Annotated in this window: 17 protein-coding genes and 1 pseudogene; 10 read left to right on the forward strand and 8 right to left on the reverse strand. The window is 70.9% G+C overall.

Annotated elements, in window-relative coordinates:
- Window positions 1–260 precede the first annotated feature (260 nt).
- From ACFYZB_RS42500 to ACFYZB_RS42525, 6 genes and pseudogenes are all read left to right on the forward strand, one after another.
- Window positions 261–2,075: a phosphatidylglycerol lysyltransferase domain-containing protein gene (locus ACFYZB_RS42500; RefSeq protein ID WP_388767250.1), complete on the forward strand. Its 1,815-nt coding sequence runs from the start codon at window positions 261–263 to the stop codon at window positions 2,073–2,075.
- Between the two features lie 214 nt (window positions 2,076–2,289).
- Window positions 2,290–3,192 (forward strand): annotated as a pseudogene (folP, locus tag ACFYZB_RS42505) (dihydropteroate synthase); the annotation flags it as partial.
- Window positions 3,193–3,335: 143 nt separating this feature from the next.
- Window positions 3,336–3,869 (forward strand): nuclear transport factor 2 family protein, encoded by a 534-nt coding sequence (locus ACFYZB_RS42510; RefSeq protein ID WP_388767251.1) that lies wholly within the window; start codon window positions 3,336–3,338, stop codon window positions 3,867–3,869.
- 249 nt (window positions 3,870–4,118) lie between these two features.
- Window positions 4,119–4,478, forward strand: coding sequence for a dihydroneopterin aldolase (folB, locus tag ACFYZB_RS42515; RefSeq protein WP_388767252.1), 360 nt, complete (start codon window positions 4,119–4,121; stop codon window positions 4,476–4,478).
- Window positions 4,475–5,086: a 2-amino-4-hydroxy-6-hydroxymethyldihydropteridine diphosphokinase gene (gene folK, locus ACFYZB_RS42520; protein WP_388767254.1), complete on the forward strand. Its 612-nt coding sequence runs from the start codon at window positions 4,475–4,477 to the stop codon at window positions 5,084–5,086. The genes folB and folK overlap by 4 nt, the downstream gene beginning before the upstream one ends.
- Window positions 5,087–5,166: 80 nt before the next feature.
- Window positions 5,167–5,655, forward strand: coding sequence for a DUF3180 domain-containing protein (locus ACFYZB_RS42525; RefSeq protein ID WP_351210197.1), 489 nt, complete (start codon window positions 5,167–5,169; stop codon window positions 5,653–5,655).
- 25 nt (window positions 5,656–5,680) lie between these two features.
- Here the strand turns inward: ACFYZB_RS42525 and folE are convergent, their stop codons facing one another.
- The 6 genes from folE to dacB all read right to left on the reverse strand — a co-directional run bounded on the left by folE (window position 5,681) and on the right by dacB (window position 13,308).
- Window positions 5,681–6,286, reverse strand: a complete 606-nt coding sequence (folE, locus tag ACFYZB_RS42530) for a GTP cyclohydrolase I FolE (RefSeq protein WP_351210199.1) — start codon at window positions 6,284–6,286, stop codon at window positions 5,681–5,683.
- 112 nt (window positions 6,287–6,398) lie between these two features.
- A complete protein-coding gene (gene ftsH / locus ACFYZB_RS42535; protein WP_351210201.1) occupies window positions 6,399–8,438 on the reverse strand; it encodes an ATP-dependent zinc metalloprotease FtsH in 2,040 nt (679 codons plus the stop codon).
- Window positions 8,439–8,655: 217 nt separating this feature from the next.
- Window positions 8,656–9,216: a hypoxanthine phosphoribosyltransferase gene (hpt, locus tag ACFYZB_RS42540; protein ID WP_031165039.1), complete on the reverse strand. Its 561-nt coding sequence runs from the start codon at window positions 9,214–9,216 to the stop codon at window positions 8,656–8,658.
- 48 nt (window positions 9,217–9,264) lie between these two features.
- Window positions 9,265–10,299: a tRNA lysidine(34) synthetase TilS gene (gene tilS / locus ACFYZB_RS42545; RefSeq protein ID WP_388767255.1), complete on the reverse strand. Its 1,035-nt coding sequence runs from the start codon at window positions 10,297–10,299 to the stop codon at window positions 9,265–9,267.
- Window positions 10,300–10,490: 191 nt separating this feature from the next.
- Complete coding sequence (locus ACFYZB_RS42550; protein WP_351210205.1) at window positions 10,491–11,624, reverse strand: zinc-dependent metalloprotease; 1,134 nt, start codon at window positions 11,622–11,624, stop codon at window positions 10,491–10,493.
- Window positions 11,625–11,769: 145 nt separating this feature from the next.
- The gene (gene dacB, locus ACFYZB_RS42555; RefSeq protein WP_388767256.1) at window positions 11,770–13,308 is read right to left on the reverse strand and encodes a D-alanyl-D-alanine carboxypeptidase/D-alanyl-D-alanine-endopeptidase; all 1,539 of its coding nucleotides are present in this window, start codon (window positions 13,306–13,308) and stop codon (window positions 11,770–11,772) included.
- Between the two features lie 124 nt (window positions 13,309–13,432).
- Between dacB and ACFYZB_RS42560 the strand changes: the two genes are divergently transcribed.
- A complete protein-coding gene (locus ACFYZB_RS42560; RefSeq protein WP_031115900.1) occupies window positions 13,433–13,924 on the forward strand; it encodes an inorganic diphosphatase in 492 nt (163 codons plus the stop codon).
- A gap of 120 nt (window positions 13,925–14,044) precedes the next feature.
- Window positions 14,045–15,700, forward strand: coding sequence for a threonine/serine exporter ThrE family protein (locus ACFYZB_RS42565; protein WP_388767257.1), 1,656 nt, complete (start codon window positions 14,045–14,047; stop codon window positions 15,698–15,700).
- A gap of 15 nt (window positions 15,701–15,715) precedes the next feature.
- Here the strand turns inward: ACFYZB_RS42565 and ACFYZB_RS42570 are convergent, their stop codons facing one another.
- Entirely contained in the window at window positions 15,716–16,639 is a 924-nt protein-coding gene (locus tag ACFYZB_RS42570) for a DedA family protein (RefSeq protein ID WP_388767258.1), read from the reverse strand.
- A gap of 151 nt (window positions 16,640–16,790) precedes the next feature.
- Between ACFYZB_RS42570 and ACFYZB_RS42575 the strand changes: the two genes are divergently transcribed.
- Window positions 16,791–17,156 (forward strand): YbjQ family protein, encoded by a 366-nt coding sequence (locus tag ACFYZB_RS42575; protein WP_351210213.1) that lies wholly within the window; start codon window positions 16,791–16,793, stop codon window positions 17,154–17,156.
- A 28-nt stretch (window positions 17,157–17,184) separates the two neighbouring features.
- On the opposite strand, the gene ACFYZB_RS42580 is transcribed toward ACFYZB_RS42575, so the two are convergent.
- Entirely contained in the window at window positions 17,185–17,964 is a 780-nt protein-coding gene (locus ACFYZB_RS42580; RefSeq protein ID WP_388767259.1) for a MerR family transcriptional regulator, read from the reverse strand.
- Between the two features lie 122 nt (window positions 17,965–18,086).
- On the opposite strand from ACFYZB_RS42580, the gene ACFYZB_RS42585 reads away from it, so the two are divergent.
- Complete coding sequence (locus ACFYZB_RS42585; RefSeq protein WP_388767260.1) at window positions 18,087–19,376, forward strand: ion channel protein; 1,290 nt, start codon at window positions 18,087–18,089, stop codon at window positions 19,374–19,376.
- Window positions 19,377–19,385: the final 9 nt, after the last annotated feature.

Genomic DNA, 19,385 nt, shown 5'->3' on the forward strand with positions numbered 1-19,385 from the left:
CCAGCATCAGCACTTTGTTGCTCGTGAGTCCCATGGGCTGTTTCCTGCCTGCGCTTTCCGCCCGGCACCGCCCACGCTTGCTTGCGAAGGCTTGCCCGGGGCTTTCCTTGGCCTTTGACCCGACTTTCCGGTGAGGAGTGAACCTCCCTCCCCGAGACACCGTCCTAGAGGGCGCAATGTCGCCGGATGCCCGATCGGGCCCGGGTTCAAGGTCTCTCGCAGAACTACGGGATGCGATGTCTGTCAGGATAGATGGGGAAATGTCGGGCGAGGTTCCGAGCCGATCAGGCCGGGCGCGGCGCATACTGCGCGGCCCGCGCCCCGAGGCCGTCCCCGTCCTCGTCGGCAGGGCGGCCGCGCTCGTGGGCGTCCTGGACATTGCGGCGGGCGTGTTCCCGCGCTTCCGTCACAGCCGTATGCACGCCATCGCCGAGGTGCTGCCGGGCTCGTTCGGGCCCTTCGCGGCCGCCCTCTCGCTGAGCTCCGGCGTGCTGTTGCTGCTGCTCGCGCACGGGCTCAAACGGCGCAAGCGCCGGGCGTGGCGGGCCGCGGTCGCGCTGCTGCCGGCCGGCGCGGCGGCGCAGTTCGCGTACCGGCACTCGGTCGTCGGCGTGCTCATCGCAGTGGCGCTGCTCGTGCCGCTTCTGCTCCATCGTGACCAGTTCGCGGCCCTGCCGGACCCGCGCAGCAGGTGGCGCGCTCTCACCAACTTCGTACTCATGAGCGCCGGTTCCCTCGTCCTCGGACTCGTCATCGTCAGCGTCCACCCGCACCGGACGATCGGCGATCCGAGCCTGGCCGATCGGCTGACGCACGTCGTCTACGGCCTGTTCGGCTTCGAGGGCCCGGTCGACTACCAGGGCAACACGTCCTGGACCGTCGCCTTCTCCCTCGGCGCCCTCGGCTGGATCACCGCCGCCACCACCATCTACCTGGCCTTCCGCCCCGAGCACCCGGCCGCCCGCCTCACCGAGGAGGACGAGTCCCGCCTGCGGGCCCTGCTGGAGAAGCACGGCGGACGCGACTCGCTCGGCCACTTCGCACTGCGCCGCGACAAGGCGGTCGTCTTCTCGCCCAGCGGCAAGGCGGCGGTCACCTACCGCGTCGTCTCCGGCGTGATGCTCGCCAGCGGCGACCCCATCGGCGACGTCGAGGCCTGGCCGGGCGCCATCGAGCGCTTCATGGACGAGGCCACGGCGCACTCCTGGACGCCCGCCGTGATGGGCTGCTCGGAGACGGGCGGCGAGGTGTGGACCCGTGAGACCGGCCTGGACGCCCTCGAACTGGGCGACGAGGCGGTGGTGGACGTCGCGGATTTCTCGCTCGCCGGACGCGCGATGCGCAACGTACGGCAAATGGTCAAGCGCATCGAGCGAGCCGGCTACGAAACCCGAGTACGGCGCATCCGTGACCTCGGCGACGCCGAACTGGAGCGCATCCGCCGGGCGGCGGAGGACTGGCGCGGCACCGACACCGAACGCGGCTTCTCCATGGCGCTCGGCCGCGTCGGCGACCCCGCCGACGGCGACTGCCTGATCGCCACCGCCCACAAGCAGGACGACGAGCCCGGCGAGTACGGCGACCTGAAAGCGGTCCTGCACTTCGTCCCCTGGGGCACGGACGGCGCCTCGCTGGACCTGATGCGCCGCGACCGCAGCGCGGACCCCGGCATGAACGAGCTGCTGATCGTCGCCGCCCTCCAGGCCGCCCCGAAGTTCGGCATCACCCGCGTCTCGCTGAACTTCGCGATGTTTCGCTCCGCCCTCGCGCGCGGCGAGAAGATCGGTGCCGGACCGGTGCTGCGCGCCTGGCGCGGGCTGCTGGTGTTCCTCTCGCGCTGGTTCCAGATCGAGTCGCTGTACAAGTTCAACGCCAAGTTCCAGCCGCGCTGGGAACCCCGCTTCGTGGTCTACCGCAACAGCGCCGACCTGCCCCGCATCGGCTTCGCCGCCATGCAGGCGGAGGGCTTCGTCAACTTCGCCCTGCCGCTCCCGCGCTTCCTGCGCCGGCGCAGGGCGGCTGCCGAGCGCCCCTGCGCGCACGCCATGGCGGAACGGGACGTCCGCGCGGCCTGAGCACCACGCGCCCGCGTGTCCCGAACGCCAGACACCCGTACGGTCCGAGGGCCGGACGTCCGCGCGGCCCGAGCACCGCGGGACGGCGTGCGGGCCACGGGGCCGAGGGGTGCGGCCGAGGACGGGCCCGGGCGGCGCCCCACCCCCTCCGGCACGGGGCTTCCGCCCGGGCCGCCGCACGTGCCCGGCGTCCTCCTGGGCCTACGCTGAACGTATGAACAACCTCAGCGGGCGCGGCCGGGTCGCCGGCCTTCCGGTATGGGACCGGTGCGCGGTCATGGGTGTCGTCAACGTGACCCCCGATTCCTTCTCCGACGGCGGCCGCTGGTTCGACACGACCGCCGCCGTCAAGCACGGCCTGGACCTCGCCGCCGAGGGCGCGGACCTGGTCGACGTCGGCGGCGAGTCCACCCGCCCCGGCGCCACGCGCGTGGACGAGGCCGAGGAACTCAGGCGGGTCATCCCGGTCGTCCGGGGCCTCGCCTCCGAAGGCGTCGTCGTCTCCGTCGACACCATGCGCGCCTCCGTCGCCGAACAGTCCCTCGCGGCCGGCGCCGCCCTCGTCAACGACGTCAGCGGCGGCCTCGCCGACCCCGCGATGATCCCGGTGGTCGCCGACGCGGGCGCCCCGTTCGTCGTCATGCACTGGCGCGGCTTCCTCCAGGGCGCCGGCGTCAGGGGCGTCTACGAGGACGTCGTCACCGAAGTCGTGGACGAACTGCACGCGCGCGTGGAGGCCGTGCTGGCCGGCGGCATCGCCCCCGACCGGATCGTCGTCGACCCCGGCCTCGGCTTCTCCAAGGAGGCCGAGCACGACCTCGTCCTCCTCGCCCACCTCGACCGCCTGCGCGCCCTCGGCCACCCGCTGCTCGTGGCCGCCTCCCGCAAACGGTTCCTCGGCCGCGTCCTCGCGGGGCCGGAGGGCGCGCCCCCGCCGGCCCGGGAACGCGACGCCGCCACGGCCGCCGTCTCCGCACTCGCGGCGCACTCCGGCGCGTGGGCCGTGCGCGTACACGAGGTACGCGCCACTGCTGATGCGGTACGGGTCGCACGCGCCGTGGAAGGGGCGCGTACGGCAGACTCAGCGCCGGAGGCGGGAAGCGAGCGCGGGGCGCGTGCAGCGACGGTCGTGCCTGGCGCGGATGGCGGGCACCCGGCGCGTGACGCGGACAACACGCCGAGCGCGCTGGGCGAGCCCGGGGCGTGTGGCAGTGGGCGCGCGGCCGGTGCCAGTGGTGCGCGAGGGGCGGAAGGAGCCCGGTGAGCGCCCCTCACACCGATGTCGAGCAGGTCGAGGCCGCCAACACCGCCTTCTACGAGGCGATGGAACGCGGTGACTTCGAGGAGCTGTCCTCCCTCTGGCTCACCCCCGCCGACCTGGGCGTGGACGAGGAGTACCACGACCCGGCGGACACCGGCGTGATCTCCTGCGTCCACCCCGGCTGGCCGGTGCTCACCGGCCGCGGCGAGGTCCTCAGGTCGTACGCCCTGATCATGGCCAACACCGACTACATCCAGTTCTTCCTCACCGACGTGCACGTCTCCGTCACGGGCGACACCGCCCTCGTCACCTGCACCGAGAACATCCTCAGCGGCGGCCCCGCCCCCGAGGACGGCGCGGAACTGGGACCGCTGGTCGGCCAGCTCGTCGTCGCCACGAACGTGTTCCGGCGCACACCGGCGGGCTGGAAGCTCTGGTCGCACCACGCCTCGCCCGTCCTGGCGGAGAGTGACGAGGAGGACGGCGAGCCGGGCGTCGACGGCGTGAACCCGGACGACGGACCCCTCGCGTGAGCGGGTGGACGCCTCCACAGGAGCAAGAAGTGGTTGGAATCACCTACCCCGGGGTAGGAGCCGCTACCACCCCATGACAGCGCCGGGTTTCCCCGGGGAAACGCGAGATGAACCCTCGTGGTACCGGCCCGGGGCCACGGCCCCGCAACCCGGCATTGTCAGTGCCCGCAGGTAGATTCGTCAGTGGCCGGTGTGCCGCCCGCACGTGGTACGGACCGGTCCTTCCCGACGATTGCAGGAGTGATTCGCGTGGATCGTGTCGCGCTGCGCGGCCTCAAGGCCCGCGGGCACCACGGTGTGTTCCCCAAGGAGCGCGAGGAGGGCCAGACCTTCATCGTGGACCTCGTCCTGGGGCTGGACACCCGGCCGGCGGCGGCCGACGACGACCTGGCGAAGACCGTCCACTACGGCGTCGTGGCCGAGGAGGTCGTGGCCGTGGTCGAGGGTGAGCCGGTGGACCTCATCGAGACCCTCGCCGAGCGGATCGCCCAGGCCTGCCTGAAGCACGAAGGGGTCCAGGAGGTCGAGGTCTGCGTCCACAAGCCGGACGCACCGATCACCGTCCCCTTCGACGACGTGACCGTCACCATCACCCGGAGCCGAGTATGACCCGACCTTTCCTCCAGGGTCACAGCGACCCGACCGTCCAGCCGGTGCCCGCCTCCGTCGTCGAGAAGGTCGACGCCGCCGACACGACCCTGCAGAACCCCAAGTGGGCCGTCATCTCCATCGGCGCCAACCTCGGCAACCGCCTGGAGACCCTCCAGGGCGCCGTCGACGCGCTGGAGGACACCCCTGGCGTCCGCGTGAAGGCCGTCTCCCCGGTGTACGAGACCGAGCCCTGGGGCGTGGCACCCGGCAGCCAGCCGTCGTACTTCAACGCGGTCGTCCTCCTCAAGACCACCCTGCCCCCGGCCTCCCTGCTGGAGCGGGCCCATGCCATCGAGGAGGCGTACAAACGCGTCCGCGACGAGCACTGGGGGCCGCGCACCCTGGACGTCGACATCGTCGCCTACGCCGATGTCACCTCCGACGACCCCCAGCTCACCCTGCCCCACCCGCGCGCCCACGAGCGCGCCTTCGTGCTCGCGCCCTGGCACGACGTGGACCCGCAGGCCCAGCTGCCCGGCCGCGGCATGGTGGCCGAACTGCTGTCGGCCGTCACCCGTGCGGGCGTCGAGCCCCGCGAGGACCTGGAACTCCGACTGCCCGAGTAGTCGTTAAGGTCAAGACGTCTCCACCGACAAGGCCGAGACGACCGCAGTCCGGACCGGTCCGGGGGAGCTGAAGGGACACCGTGAGAGAGCTGCGCATCAGGGTGCTGGCGGGCGTGTTCGTCGTGGCCGGGATCCTGTCCTGGGCCGGTGCCCGCCTCTGGAACTCGATCGGGACCCTCCCCAGCGTCCCCCTGGCCGCGCCCATCGTGCTCGCCCTGATCGCAGTGGTCCTGCTCGCCACGGCGCTCTCGCTGCGGGCGCGCTTCAAGGCCCAGCGCGAGCGCCGGCCCGGCGCGAAGGGCGTCGACCCCCTGATGGCCGCCCGCGCGGTGGTCTTCGGCCAGGCGAGCGCCCTGGTCGCCGCCCTCGTCGCCGGCATGTACGGCGGTACGGGCGTCTTTCTGCTGGAACTCCTCGACATCCCCGCCCGCCGCGACCAGGCCTTCTACGCCGGCTTCTCGGTCCTGGCCGGCATCGGTGTCATAGCGGCGGCCCTGTTCCTGGAGCGGGTCTGCAAGCTCCCGGAGGACGAGGACCAGAAGCCCCCGGGAGCAGAGCCGGCGGCGTGACCGCCGGTTTCCGTCACCGGCGAGGTCACCTCGCCAGTATCAGACTCATCGCCTCGGCGCGAGTCGTGGCGTCGCGGAGCTGGCCGCGGACCGCCGACGTGGTGGTCTTGGCGCCGGGCTTGCGGATGCCCCGCACGGACATGCACATGTGCTCGGCCTCGATGACCACGATCGCGCCCCTCGCCTCCAGGATCCGCATGAGCGAATCCGCGATCTGGGTGGTGAGTCGCTCCTGCACCTGCGGGCGACGCGCGAAGACCTCGACCAGGCGCGCAAGCTTCGAAAGACCCGTGATTTTGCCCGTTTCGGCTGGAATGTAACCGACGTGGGCTACGCCATGAAATGGCAACAAATGATGCTCACAGAGCGATACGATCTCGATGTCCTTCACCAGGACCATCTCATCGTGCCCGAGATCGAACGTCGTCGTCAGAACGTCCTCGGGCTCCTGCCACAGCCCCGCCAATAGTTCCCGGTACGCCCGCGCCACTCGAGCCGGGGTTTCCCTGAGCCCTTCCCGATCCGGGTCCTCACCGACCGCGATCAGGAGTTCGCGAACGGCGTTCTCGGCGCGCTTCTCGTCGAACTCGCCGATCAAGCCTTCACCGGCCAGCGTCACGGGGTCGGTCATCTGTTGCCTCGTTCCTCTACGTCTTGCCCGCGGGCATACGAAAATGCCGCGCCCCCCAGGCTAAAACCTGGGGGGCGCGGCATTCATTCCGGCCGGGTTGGCCGAAACCCGATCAGTTCTCCGGGCGGTCTTCCGGCGTCTGGTCCGTCACCGGGGTCGGCTCAGCGGCGGTGGACTTGGCCGTGCTGATCGCGGCCGTCGCGCCGTTCGCGCCGTTCGTCAGTGCGAGCTCCTTCGGGGAGAGCACCGGCGGGCGGGTGGACGGGGTACGGCGGGAAGAGCCGGTCCAGGCGGGCCGCGGCGGGCGCTTGACGATCGGGGCGAAGATCTCAGCAATCTCCTCCTTGCCCAGGGTCTCCTTCTCCAGCAGGTGAAGGACGAGCTGATCGAGCACGTCGCGGTTCTCGACCAGGATCTCCCAGGCCTCGTTGTGCGCGGTCTCGATGAGCTTCTTGACCTCCTCGTCGACCAGCGCGGCGACCTCTTCCGAGTAGTCGCGCTGGTGAGCCATCTCACGTCCGAGGAAGGGCTCGCTGTTGTCGCCGCCGAACTTGATGGCGCCGAGCCGCTCGGTCATGCCGTACTGGGTGACCATCGCACGGGCCAGGTTGGTGGCCTTCTCGATGTCGTTCGCGGCGCCGGTGGTCGGGTCGTGGAAGACCAGTTCCTCGGCGGCGCGACCGCCCAGCATGTAGGCGAGCTGGTCGAGCATCTCGTTGCGCGTGGTCGAGTACTTGTCCTCGTCGGGCAGGACCATGGTGTAGCCGAGGGCGCGGCCGCGGGACAGGATCGTGATCTTGTGGACCGGGTCGGAGTTCGGCGAGGCCGCCGCGACCAGGGCGTGACCGCCCTCGTGGTACGCGGTGATCTTCTTCTCCTTGTCCGACATGATCCGGGTCCGCTTCTGCGGGCCCGCGACCACGCGGTCGATCGCCTCGTCCAGCGCCCTGTTGTCGATCAGCTTCTGGTCGCCGCGGGCGGTCAGCAGCGCCGCCTCGTTGAGGACGTTCGCCAGGTCGGCACCGGTCATGCCGGGAGTGCGGCGGGCGACGGCGGACAGGTCGACGTCGGGCGCGACCGGCTTGCCCTTCTGGTGGACCTTGAGGATCTCCAGACGGCCCTGCAGGTCCGGCGGGTCGACCGCGATCTGGCGGTCGAAGCGACCGGGGCGCAGCAGCGCCGGGTCGAGGATGTCCGGACGGTTCGTGGCGGCGATGAGGATCACGCCGCCCTTGACGTCGAAGCCGTCCATCTCGACGAGCAGCTGGTTCAGGGTCTGCTCGCGCTCGTCGTGACCACCGCCGAGGCCGGCGCCGCGGTGGCGGCCGACCGCGTCGATCTCGTCGACGAAGACGATCGCCGGGGCGTTCGCCTTGGCCTGCTCGAACAGGTCACGGACTCGGGAGGCACCGACACCGACGAACATCTCGACGAAGTCGGAGCCGGAGATCGAGTAGAAGGGCACCCCTGCCTCGCCCGCGACGGCACGCGCGAGCAGGGTCTTACCGGTACCCGGACGGCCGTAGAGCAGCACGCCCTTGGGGATCTTGGCGCCGACGGCCTGGAACTTGGCCGGCTCCTGCAGGAACTCCTTGATCTCGTGGAGCTCCTCGACGGCCTCGTCGCACCCGGCGACGTCGGCGAAGGTCGTCTTCGGGGTGTCCTTGGTGATGAGCTTGGCCTTGGACTTGCCGAAGTTCATCACCCGGGAGCCGCCGCCCTGCATCTGGTTCATCAGGAACAGGAACACGACGACGATGAGAACGAAGGGGAGCAGGGAGAGCAGGACGCCGACGAACGGGTTCTGCTTGGACGGCGAGACCGTGTAGCCGTCCGGGATCCGCTTCTGCTCGTACTTGGTCTGCAGCGAGCTGGCGATGGTCACGCCCTGGTCGCCGATGTAGCTCGCCTGGATCTTCGAGCTGCCGTCGACCTTCTGGCCGTCCTTGAGGGTGACCTTGATCGTCTGCTCGTCGCCTGTGGTCAGCTTGGCCGACTGGACCCTGTTGTCATTGATCGCCGCGACGACCTGGCCGGTGTCCACCGTCTTGTAGCCGCCGGACGAGCCGACGACCTGCATCAACACGACCACGGCAAGGACGGCCAGCACGATCCACATGACCGGCCCACGGAAGTATCGCTTCACGTCCATCCATACGGAGCGGTGCCGCCCCGTCCCTCCTGCCATAGTGAGTTTGATAAGACAGTTCTTCTGACGGTACCCCAGCGTGGTGGTCCGAAGCCGCACGAAGTCTGCTTCGAGGGGCCGGGAAACCCGTCTCTGCATGCTTCAACGGCGCGGAACCCGCCGGGGTTCCCGATCGTCCTACAAGGCTTGGGCCGAGTGGCTCACACCACCTCGGTCCGGCTCAGCCGCCGTAGACGTGGGGCGCGAGCGTACCGACGAACGGCAGGTTGCGGTACTTCTCGGCGTAGTCGAGGCCGTAGCCGACGACGAACTCGTTCGGGATGTCGAAGCCGACCCACTCGACGTCGATGGCGACCTTCGCGGCGTCCGGCTTGCGCAGCAGCGTGCACACCTTCAGGGAGGCGGGCTCGCGGGATCCGAGGTTATTGATCAGCCAGGACAGGGTCAGGCCGGAGTCGATGATGTCCTCGACGATCAGGACGTGCTTGCCCTTGATGTCGGTGTCGAGGTCCTTGAGGATCCGCACGACGCCTGAGGACTGGGTGCCCGCGCCGTAGGAGGACACGGCCATCCAGTCCATGGTGACGGGGGTGGACAGCGCCCGGGCGAGGTCCGCCATGACCATCACGGCGCCCTTGAGGACACCGACGATGAGCAGGTCCTTGCCCGCGTACTCCGCGTCGATCTTCGCGGCCAGCTCGGCCAGCTTCGCGTCGATCTCTTCCTTGGTGATGAGCACCTGCTGGAGGTCGGCACCCATGTCTTTCGCGTCCACCCGCATCACTTTCGGTCGTCCCACCGGCCGCTCACCCCTCGTGGGGGTAAGGATTCAGCCTTGCCGAATCACCAGTCTGCCACCCTGCCGCTGGGCGACGACTTTGCCCGGGAGATTGATGGCTCCCTGACCGCGCCAGCCGGTGATCAGACGGTCGACTTCCTCGATGTGGCGGGCGAACAGCGAACCGGCCGGGGCGCCGGCCTCGATGGCGGCGCGGCGCAGGATGCGGCGGCGGACGGCGGGCGGGAGGACGTGGAGCTTGGTGCACTCCAGCTGACCTGCGGCGTCACGCACGGAGGCCTCGGCCTGGCTGGCCCAGGCGTCGAGGGCGTCGGCGTCGTCGCGGGAGAGCTGGGCGGTGCGGGCGAGCGCCTCCACGACTCCTTTGCCGAGGGCCTTCTCCAGGGCGGGCAGGCCCTCGTGCCTCAGCCGGGAGCGGGTGTAGGCGGGGTCGGCGTTGTGAGGATCGTCCCAGACGGGGAGGGACTGGACCATGCAGGCCTTGCGGGCGGTCTGCCGGTCGAGCGCCAGGAAGGGGCGCCGGTAACGGCCGCCAGCCCCCGAGACCGCGGCCATGCCGGACAGGGAGCGGATGCCGGAGCCGCGGGCGAGGCCGAGCAGGACGGTTTCGGCCTGGTCGTCGCGGGTGTGGCCGAGCAGGACGGCGGTGGCGCCGTGGCGTTCGGCGAGGGTGTCGAGGGCGGCGTAGCGGGCGTCGCGGGCGGCGGCTTCGGGTCCGCCGTCGCGGCCTACGCTCACGGCGACGGACTCGACCGGATCGAGGCCGAGTTCGCGCAGGCGCAGGACGACCTCGTCGGCACGGAGGTCGGAGCCGGGCTGGAGGCCGTGGTCGACGGTGACGCCTCCGGCGCGGATGCCGAGCTTGGGCGCTTCGAAGGCGAGGGCGGAGGCGAGGGCCATGGAGTCGGCGCCGCCGGAGCACGCGACGAGTACGAGCGGGGAGGGGAGCCGCTCGGCCGTCGTCCGGTCCGGTTGCGCGCCGGAGGCGCGGTGGTCGTTGAGGATGTCGTGGAGGACGCGGCGGACCGCCAGGCGTATCGCCGCGACCGCAGGATGGGGACCCATGTCCGGTTCCCTTCATGAAGTTTTCGGGGGGTGAGCCCGAGTCGGTCACTCAGAGTGTGTAGATGGTGACAGAAGCGGGCGGTTCCCCGAGCATTGCACGCCTACGCATGGCCCACGGTCCCTCGGACGGGTGATTGGAGGGGCGTTCGCCTGCCGTCGGCCGGATTCGAATCACGACGTGTCCATGCCGTTCACGACTCGGCCTTGCGGTGCACCCGCGCGACCCAGTCCGCCGGTTTGGCGATCTCCGCCTTGGTGGGCAGGGTGTTGGGCGAGGTCCACACGCGGTTGAAGCCGTCGGTGCCGACCTGCTCGACGACGGCCCGTACGAACCGTTCGCCGTCCCGGTACTGCCTCAGTTTGGCATCCAGACCCAGCAGCTTGCGCAGGGCGAGGTCGAGGCGGGAGGCACCCTTGGCGCGGCGCTGCTGGAACTTCTCGCGGATCTCCGCCACGGTCGGTACGACGCTGGGGCCGACGCCGTCCATGACGTAGTCGGCGTGGCCCTCCAGCAGGGACATCACGGCGGTGAGGCGGGCCAGGATCTCGCGCTGGGCGGGGGTCTGCACCAGCTCCACGAAGGAGCGGCCGCCGTCCTCCTCCTCGCCCTCGGGACGGCCCCCGGCCAGGGACTGGGCGGCTTCCCTGATGCGCTCCAGGAAGGTCATCGGGTCGACGTCGGTCTCGGCCAAGAACGACTGGATTTCGCCCTCCAGGTGGTCGCGCAGCCAGGGCACGGCCGTGAACTGGGTGCGGTGGGTCTCCTCGTGCAGACACACCCACAGGCGGAAGTCGTGCGGATCGACGTCGAGTTCACGCTCGACGTGGACGATGTTCGGCGCGACGAGCAGGAGCCGGCCGCCGCCGTTCTCACCGGCGGGGAGGTCGCGGGTGGCGGGGGCGAAGGTCTCGTACTGGCCGAGGACGCGGGAGGACAGGAACGACAGCAGCATGCCGAGTTCCACGCCGGTGACCTTGCCGCCGACGGTGCCGAGGACCGCGCTGCCGGGGCTGCCGGCGCGCCGTTCCTGCATCTTCTCCAGGAGCGGCCGGAGGATCTCGCGGAAACCGGCGACGTTGGCCCGGACCCAGCCGGGGCGGTCGACCACCAGGACGGGGGTGCCGTGGAGGTCGTCGGTGCCCATACGAGTGAAGCCCCGGACGTGTTCCTCCGAGGCTTTCGCGTGCCGGCGCAGCTCCGCGACGACGGCGCGTGCCTCGTCGCGGCTGACGTCGGGGCCCGGCCGTACGAGCCGTGTCGCGGTTGCCACCGCGAGGTTCCAGTCGACCATCCCGGGAGATGTGGTGCCACCGAAGCCAGTCATGTCGTCAACCGTACGGGACCGCTCCCCCTTGGGGCAGGCCATGAGGGTCGGGAGGAGCCGGGGGCGTCGGGTGGGCGCAGCCCCGGCCCGGTGCCGTCGGCCGTGCCCGCCCGTCGTGCCCTCGGGGGCGCCGGCGCACGGCGGTTCAGCTGCAGCCGCACCCCGCCAGCGCCGTGGCCGTCCTGTCCAGGGCCGACTCGGCCTGAAGGGGGTCCGTCGTGCCGGAGGCCATGAAGGCGAAGGCCAGGAGGCGGCCGTCGGCGTCGACGACCGTGCCGGCGAGGGTGTTCACACCGGTCAGGGTCCCGGTCTTGGCGCGTACGACCCCTGCCGCGCTGTCGGTGTAGCGGTCGGCCAGGGTGCCGGTGAAGCCGGCCACGGGCAGGCCGGTGAGGACGGGGCGCAGGCCGGGGCGGCCGGGGTCGCCGGCCGTGACCAGGAGGGCGGTGAGGAGGTCCGGGGTGAGCCGGTCGTCGCGGTCGAGGCCGCTGCCGTCGTGGAAGGAGGCTCCGGACATCGGCAGACCCAGCTTGGTCAGCCGGGCGGAGATCGCCTTGGCGCCGCCGTCGAAGCTGCCGGGCTCGCCGCTGGTGAGGGCCGTCTGGCGGGCCAGGGCCTCGGCGATGTCGTTGTCGCTGTTGGTCAGCATGCGCTCGACCACGTCGGCCAGCGGGGGCGAGGAGACCGAGGCGAGGGTCTGCGCGCGCGTGCTGGCCTCGGAGGGGCCGGGGGGCGTGCTGGTGATGCCGGCGTCCTTCAGGAAGCCCGCGAACTTGGTGGCCGCGTCCTTCGCGGGGTCGCTCACGCGCGGCGCCGGACCGCTGCTGGAGCCGTTGGTGCGGCCCTCGTCGGCGATCAGGGCGCTGACCGGCGCGAGGTTGTCGTTGACGCCGATGGGGTGCAGGGCGGGGCCGGAGTACAGGGTCGTGTCGTAGGAGAGCGTGACCTTGCGGATGCCGCGCTTGTGGAGCGCCTGCGCGGTGTTCGCCGCCAGATCCCGCAGGCCGGCCCAGCCGTCGGTGTTCTTGCGGGCGGTGAGGGTGGGGTCGCCGCCGCCGACCAGGACGAGTTCGCCGGTGTCGGGTTCGAGGGCGGCGCGGGTGGTGAAGCGGTGGTCGGGTCCCAGGGCGGACAGCGCGGCGACGGCGGTGGCGATCTTGGTGGTGGAGGCGGGAGTGAGGGCCTTGCCGGCGTCGGTGCCGTACAGGCGCTCGCCGCTGGCCACGTCGACGACGGCGGCCGCGTGGGTGCCGCCCAGCGCGGAGACGCCCAGGAGGGGCGCCAGGACGTCGGAGAAGGGCTTTCCGTGCGGTGGGGCCTCCTTGGTGCCCATGGCGCTCGTCCGGCCGTCCAGGCCCACCAGGACCGGTCCGGCGCTCGGGGCGGGCCGGGGCTCGCCCACGGCCGCGGACCGGCCGTGATCTGTGCCACCTGTCCGCTCCAGGGCGGCGGCCCGGTCCCGCTCGGCCGTACGCTGGCCGTCGGCGTCCCAGGGACCGGCAGCGGTCACCACACCGGCGGCCAGCGCCAGGCCGGCGGTGGCGGCGCCCGCGGTGTACTGCCAGGTCTTCACGGCCCGTGGCCGCGGCAGGTGCAGGGCCCGCGTCAACCGCGCGATCCGCGGCCCCGCGGCCGCTCCGGCCCGCGCCAGACGCGGTCGTACGGCGTTCGCGATCCGCTTCACCCGCGGTCTCGCGGCCCGCCAAGGCCTCAGCTCTGGCACGACCACCAGCCCCTTTCGCGATCACACACCTGCGTGAGGGACACTTAATCACCAGAACTATGTGCTGATCATGGAGGAGCCACCGGTGGAGTTCGACGTCACGATCGAGATCCCGAAGGGTTCGCGCAACAAGTACGAGGTGGACCACGAGACCGGTCGGATCCGCCTGGACCGTCGCCTCTTCACCTCGACCGCCTACCCGACCGACTACGGCTTCGTCGAGAACACCCTCGGCGAGGACGGCGACCCGCTGGACGCGCTGGTCATCCTGGACGAGCCGACCTTCCCGGGCTGCCTCATCAAGTGCCGTGCGATCGGCATGTTCCGCATGACGGACGAGGCGGGCGGCGACGACAAGCTGCTGTGCGTTCCGGCCACCGACCCGCGTGTGGAGCACCTGCGCGACATCCACCACGTGTCGGAGTTCGACCGCCTGGAGATCCAGCACTTCTTCGAGGTGTACAAGGACCTGGAGCCCGGCAAGTCGGTCGAGGGCGCCAACTGGGTGGGCCGCACCGACGCCGAGGCGGAGATCGAGCGGTCCTACAAGCGCTTCAAGGAGCAGGGCGGCCACTGAGAGGCCTGTCCCGCGCTGAAACGGGCTGCACGCGCACGCGTGCAGCCCGCTTGTATGTCCGCTGCCTGTCCATGCGCATACTGAGGCCAGCGAAAGGTGACGTTCAGGGAGCGGTGCGAGGTGACGGAGGCGGAGGACCGCAAGCCCCGGTCGGACGAGGCGCGGTACGACCCGGAGATCACGTCCGAGTTCGCCATTCCCGCGGGCATCGAGGTCCCCGAGGGCGGTGGTGAGCCGGAGACCACCTCGGAGTTCGCCCTGCCGGAGGGTCTTCATACGCCGCAGCCGCCGAGTGCCGAGCCCGAGGGGTCGGCGTTCAGCCCGCCGCGCACCTACAGCGCCAAGGACGCCCCGACGGCCTTCACCCCGGCCGCCGGCGTTCCGCTGGTCAGCCTGGTCAAGGACGCGCCCTGGCAGGACCGGATGCGCACGATGCTGCGTATGCCGGTGGCCGAGCGGCCCGCGCCCGAGCCGGTGCAGCGGGTCGAGGAGGAGGGCCCCGCCGTCCCGCGCGTGCTCGACCTGACCCTGCGTATCGGGGAGCTGCTGCTGGCCGGCGGTGAGGGCGCGGAGGACGTGGAGGCCGCGATGTTCGCGGTGTGCCGCTCCTACGGCCTGGACCGCTGCGAGCCGAACGTCACCTTCACGCTGCTGTCGATCTCGCACCAGCCGTCGCTGGTGGAGGACCCGGTGACGGCCTCCCGGACGGTGCGGCGGCGGGGCACCGACTACACCCGGCTCGCGGCCGTGTTCCGGCTGGTGGACGACCTGACCGACCCGGAGACCCATGTCTCCCTGGAGGAGGCCTACCGCCGGCTGGCGGAGATCCGCCGCAACCGGCACCCCTACCCCGGCTGGGCACTGACCCTGGCCAGCGGGCTGCTGGCGGGTGCGGCCTCCACCCTGGTCGGCGGCGACCTGATCGTGTTCGTCGCGGCCGCACTGGGCGCGGTGCTCGGAGACCGGCTGGCCTGGCTGTGCGCGGGGCGCGGACTGCCGGAGTTCTACCAGTTCACGGTCGCCGCGATGCCGCCCGCGGCGATCGGGGTGGCGTTCGCGCTGGCGCACGTCGACGTGAAGGCCTCCGCCGTCGTCACCGGTGGACTGTTCGCGCTGCTGCCCGGGCGGGCGCTGGTGGCGGGCGTGCAGGACGGCCTGACCGGCTTCTACATCACCGCGTCGGCCCGTCTGCTGGAGGTCCTGTACTTCTTCGTGGGCATCGTCACCGGCGTGCTGGTCGTCCTGTACTTCGGGGTGAAGGTGGGCGGCAAGCTCAACCCGGACGCGGCGCTTGTCATCAACGAGCGGCCGCTGATCCAGATCGCGGCCTCCATGGTGCTGTCGCTGACCTTCGCGGTACTGCTCCAGCAGGAGCGGTCGACCGTGCTGTGGGTGACCCTCAACGGGGGCGTGGCCTGGACGGTGTACGGCGCGATGCACTACGTCGGCGGCATCTCGCCGGTGGCGTCGACCGCCGTGGCCGCGGGGCTGGTCGGTCTGTTCGGGCAGCTGCTGTCGCGGTACCGGTTCGCGTCGGCGCTGCCCTACACGACGGCGGCGATCGGGCCGCTGCTGCCCGGCTCCGCCACGTATTTCGGGCTGCTGAACATGGCCCAGAACCAGGTGGACAAGGGGCTGGTGTCGCTGGCCAACGCGGCGTCGCTGGCCATGGCCATCGCGATCGGGGTCAATCTGGGGTCGGAGGTCTTCCGGCTGTTCCTGAGGGTCGGGTCCGCCGGGAAGCGCCGGGCCGCCAAGCGGACTCGGGGTTTCTAGGCACCCCTGGACGGGCTACTGCCGGCGGTGGCCGTACGGGTGCTGGTTCTGGTCGTACTGGTGGTACTGGTTCTGGTCGTACTGCTGCTGGGCGTACGGCTGCTGGTACTGCTGGTGGTCGTAGTACTGCTGCTGGTCGTAACCCTGGTTCCAGTACTGCTGGTCCTGCTGCCCGTACGGCTGGCCCTGCTGCTCGTACTGCTGGTCCTGCTGCTCGTACGGCTGGTCCGGCTCGATGCGGCGCAGCTGGGTGGTCGCGGTGTCCATGACGGGGGTCTGCTGGTGCCGGGGCTGAGGTGCCGGGGCGGACCGTGCTGCCTTCTTCTCCTTGCCCCGTGCCCGGAGGAACTCGATCGCGATCGGGATCACGGAGACGAGGACGATCAGGATGAGGATCGCCTCGATGTTGTTCTTGACGAAGCCGATGTTGCCGAGCCAGGAGCCGAGCAGGGTGACACCCGCACCCCACAGGGCGCCGCCTATGACGTTGAAGATCAGGAACGAGCGGTACTTCATGCCGCTGACACCGGCGATGATCGGCGTGAACGTGCGCACCACGGGCACGAACCGGGCCAGGACCAGTGACTTCGGGCCGTACTTCTCGAAGAACTCGTGCGCCTTGGTGACGTTCTCCTGCTTGAACAGGCGGGAGTCCGGGCGGTTGAACAGGGACGGGCCGACCTTCTTGCCGAACATGTAGCCCGCCTGGTCGCCGAGGATCGCGGCGAGGCAGATCAGGCCGATCGCACCCCACAGCGGGAAGTGCATCTGGTGCGAGGTGATCAGCAGGCCGCAGGTGAACAGCAGCGAGTCACCCGGCAGGAAGAAGCCGATGAGCAGGCCGGACTCGGCGAAGACGACGAGGAGCAGGCCCCAGATCCCGAACGAGTTGAGGAGGTGGTTCGGATCCAGCCAGCTCGGGCCGAGGGCGAGTGTCATCACGGGTCCGGGCTCCTGAGGGGTGAAGGCGACTGCGGCGGCTGGTCTTCGACGAAGGGCCGCACAAAGCTATCAACGTGATGTGGCCGCCCCAGGTTCCACCGGTGTCTCCAGGATGCACTGTGGGATGACTGGGAGAAAGCTGTGACTCATGGGACTCGATGACTACGGCGGCGGCCAGGGGCCCCAGCCGGACGTGCTGGTCGTGACGACGAACGACGTGCCCGGACACCGGGTGCAGCAGGTGATCGGCGAGGTCTTCGGGCTCACCGTGCGGTCACGGCACCTCGGCAGCCAGATCGGCGCCGGCCTGAAGTCGATGATCGGCGGCGAGCTGAAGGGGCTGACCAAGACCCTCGTGCAGACCCGCAACCAGGCCATGGAACGCCTGGTGGAGCAGGCACGCGCGCGTGGCGCCAACGGGGTGCTGGCGTTCCGGTTCGACGTGACGGAGGCCGCCGACGTGGGCACCGAGGTGTGCGCCTACGGCACGGCGGTGGTCCTGGCCCGGGAGTGACCCCCGTGCACACCCGGGCCGGGACCGGTCAGGAGGTGCGGCGGTCGGCGTTGGCGAGGATCGCGTCGCGCAGGTGCTCGGCGAGCCCGGGGTGCATGGCGTCGTAGAACGCCTTGAAGCGCTCGTCGGAGACGTACATCTCCGCGAAGCACCGGTGCATCTCGTACGGGACGTCGAAGTAGTACCTGCTGATGTGCTGCCGGTGTTCCTCGGCCAGGTCCATGGCCGCCTCGCCGGTCGGCCGCTCGCCGGCGGCGACCAGGGCGGCGTACCGCTCGCCCCAGTCGTCGACCTCGGCCTGGATGCGCTTCCAGTCCTCCTTGGTGTAGGTGGCGGCGCGGCGCTGGGACTCGGCCCAGGCCTCGGTGTTGCCCCAGCGCTGCTCCGCCTCCTCGGCGTACTGCTCGGGGTCCTTGTCCCCGAACACCTCGAACCGCTCCTCCGGCGTCAGGTTGATGCCCATCTTGCGTGCCTCCATGGCGTGCTCCACGGCCGCGGCCATCTTCTGGAGCTTCTCGATCCGGGCGGTCAGCAGTTCGTGCTGGCGGCGCAGATGCGCGCGCGGGTCCGCGTCCGGGTCGTCGAGCAGGGCCGCGACCTCCTCGAGCGGGAAGCCGAGCTCCCGGTAGAACAGGATCTGCTGGAGCCGGTCGAGATCGGCGCCGGTGTAGCGCCGGTGACCGGCGTGGGTGCGCTCGCCGGGCACGAGCAGGCCGATCTCGTCGTAGTGGTGCAGGGTGCGCACCGTGACCCCGGCGAACCCGGCGACCTCTCCCACGGAGTAGACCTGTCCCACGGAGTAGCTCACTTTTCCGCTCCTTCGGTCGGTACGTCCTCCACGCTGAGGCCTCACGTCACGTGAGGTGCAAGCCGGATTCTGTTCGGGACGTTCGGGATGTTATAGGCATTTTGTCCGCTTATGGTGAGCCCGTGGCCCAGGAAACCGACGCGCCGCAGGCGCTCCCGACCGCACCTACGGCTCCGGCGCGGGCCCTGCTGCCGTTCATCCTGCCCGCCGTGGCCGTCGGCGTGGTCGCGAGTCTGGTCTACCTCGGGGTGAGCACTGCGGCGGAGCAGCTCCTGCACGTGCTGTGGGGGCCGCTGCCGGACGCGCTCGGGGTGGGCCGCTACTCGGTGGCGTGGATGTTCGTGATGCTGACCGCCACGGGCCTCGCGGTCGGGCTGGTGGTGTGGAAGGTGCCCGGGCACGCCGGGCCCGACCCGGCCACCCTCGGCCTGAACGCCCCGGTGATGCCGCCGGTCGTGCTGCCCGGGCTGGTGCTGGCGACCGGGCTGATGCTGGCGGGCGGCCCGAGCCTCGGCCCGGAGAACCCGGTCATCGCGGTGAACGTGGGCCTCGCGGCCTGGCTCGGCGCGCGCCTGATGCCCCGGGCGCCGGGCACGCTGTGGCCGGTGCTGGCGGAGTCGGCGACGATCGGCGCCCTGTTCGGCACTCCGGTCGCGGCGGCGCTGGTCATCTCCGAGGCACTGGCCGGGCACCCGATGCGCGGCCGGCTGTGGGACAACCTGTTCGCGCCGCTGGCCGCCGGCGCGTGCGGGGCCATCACGACCACCCTGGTGGCGTATCCGACCTTCGACCTGGGGCTGCCGCCCATGGGCCACCCGCACCCGCGGGACGTCCTGGCCGCCCTCGTGATCGCCCCGGCGGCCGCGCTGCTCGGCATGGGCGCCGTGTACGCCTTCCCGCTCGCCCACGCGGCCTTCCGGAGCTTGCGGCACCCGATGCTGATGCTTCCGGCCGGCGGGGTCGTACTGGGCGCCCTGGGGGCCCTCGGCGGCCATCTGACGCTCTTCAAGGGGCTGTCGGAGGTCGGGGAGCTGGCCCGGCACCCGGACGGCTGGTCGGCGGGGCAGTTCGCCGGGATGGCGGTGGTGAAGCTGGCCGCGCTGCTCGTCGCCGCGTCCTGCGGTTTCCGTGGCGGGCGCATCTTCCCGTCCGTCTTCGTCGGCTCGGCCCTGGGGCTGTGCGCGCACGCGCTCGTTCCGGCCGTGCCTCCGGCGCTGGGCGTGGCCACGGGCGTCCTGGGCATGCTCCTGGCGATCACCCGGCAGGGCTGGGTGAGCCTGTTCACCGCCGCCGTGCTGGTCGCCTCGCCCGCCATCATCGCCGTGCTGTGCATCGCGTCGCTGCCGGCCTGGCTGCTGGTGACGGGGCGCCCGCAGATGCAGTTGGGCGGGGGCGGCACCCCGATCCACTGAAAACCTTCC

The organism is Streptomyces sp. NPDC001852 (genome assembly GCF_042891825.1).
In the GTDB taxonomy this organism is placed as follows: Bacteria; Actinomycetota; Actinomycetes; order Streptomycetales; family Streptomycetaceae; genus Streptomyces.